We start from the raw sequence: 1,439 nt of genomic DNA, 5'->3' as shown, positions 1-1,439 counted from the left end.
TGCAATGCCCCCAAAAAGTTAGACACTTTATGGGGGCATTTTTATGAGTAGAAAAGTTAAGCATAGCTTAGAATTTAAATTGACTATCGTTAATCAGTTATTAAATGGATCTAGATCCCTAGTCACAATTTCCAGGGAAAATGGCCTTGAGCGTCGAATGGTTTTTCAATGGTTGCAATTCTATGAACGCTTTGGTGAAGCTGGCCTTAGGCCTCAGTCTACGGTCTATTCTTTAGAGAACAAACTTGAAGCTGTGCGTTACTTTACCAACAAAAAAGTATCTTTGAGAGCGGCGTGTCTCCAGTTTAATATCAGATCCACTAGTGTCCTATCCAACTGGTTGAGGATATACGGTTCTGGTGGGTCCGAGGGTCTGTCCGCGGAAACCAGAGGAAAAAAATGTCTCATGAAGCCAAGGATTTCGAAAAAGGCACCTGGAAAAACATTAACAGCGCATGAACAGGTTTTGGAAGAAAACAAGCGTTTACGTGCGGAGGTCGCGTTTTTAAAAAAGTTACGAGCCTTAATCCAGAAAGAGGAATCAAAGAAAAACAAAAAGCTCTGATTGTTCAAGGGTTAAGGATGAAGTTTGATCTGTCAATGCTTTTAGAGGCAAGCCATATGGCCCGAAGTTCATTTTATTACCATATGAAGCGTGATAAAGTGACTGATAAATACCAAGCGGTTAGGGCACGTATCCTTACGCTTTCCAAACAGCATAAGGGTAGATATGGCTATAGGCGGATGCTATTTCAACTAAAAAAGGAAGGGCATGTCATCAACCATAAAACGGTACTAAGGCTGACTGGCGAAATGGGCCTGAAAAGTGTCGTCAGGCTCAAGAAATACAGGTCCTACAGGGGCGAACAGGGCAAGATAGCACCCAATATAATAGAAAGGGACTTCAAGGCCGCTGGTCCTTTACAAAAGTGGGTAACAGATGTTACCGAGTTCAGCGTGTCGGGGAAGAAACTATACCTATCTCCAATTCTCGACCTGTTCAACGGGGAGATCATAAGTTATTCGCTTTCAGAACGGCCCAATTTCGAACAGATTACAGAGATGTTGAAAAAAGGGCTGGCAAAGGTACAGAAACACGGCAAGCTGATACTGCATTCAGATCAGGGCTGGCAATATCAAATGAGGGCATATAGAAATATGCTCAAGAATTATGGAATTGTTCAGAGCATGTCCCGTAAAGGCAATTGCCTAGATAATGCGATTATATAAAACTTCTTCGGCACAATCAAATCCGAACTGTTCTATCTGAAAAAATACAGGTCGGTCAATGAACTAAGGAAAGAAATAATCGAATACATAAAATACTACAACAATGACAGGATAAGACTGAATCTAAAAGGCATGAGCCCAATTGAATATCGGGTTCATGCCTTAAATAATTAATTACTAATTTCGTCTAACCTTTTGGGGGCAGTCTA

At 41.1% G+C, this 1,439-nt stretch carries 2 protein-coding genes and 1 pseudogene; all 3 read left to right on the top strand.

Annotated features, from left to right (window positions below; genetic code table 11):
- The first annotated feature begins 43 nt into the window (after positions 1-43).
- Positions 44-565: a helix-turn-helix domain-containing protein gene (locus WG904_RS19575; protein ID WP_339581046.1), complete on the top strand. Its 522-nt coding sequence runs from the start codon at positions 44-46 to the stop codon at positions 563-565.
- The gene (locus WG904_RS19570) at positions 541-1,230 is read left to right on the top strand and encodes an IS3 family transposase (RefSeq protein WP_339581047.1); all 690 of its coding nucleotides are present in this window, start codon (positions 541-543) and stop codon (positions 1,228-1,230) included. Before WG904_RS19575 ends, WG904_RS19570 begins: the two co-directional genes overlap by 25 nt.
- Positions 1,231-1,242: 12 nt before the next feature.
- A pseudogene (locus tag WG904_RS19685) lies at positions 1,243-1,404 on the top strand (IS3 family transposase); the annotation flags it as partial.
- Between the last annotated feature and the right edge of the window lie 35 nt (positions 1,405-1,439).

The sequence above is a fragment of the Pedobacter anseongensis genome (assembly GCF_037482965.1).
Classification (GTDB): Bacteria; Bacteroidota; Bacteroidia; order Sphingobacteriales; family Sphingobacteriaceae; genus Pedobacter; species Pedobacter anseongensis.
Note: the sequence above shows the minus strand (reverse complement) of the source record. Positions and strands in the feature narration are given on the sequence as shown.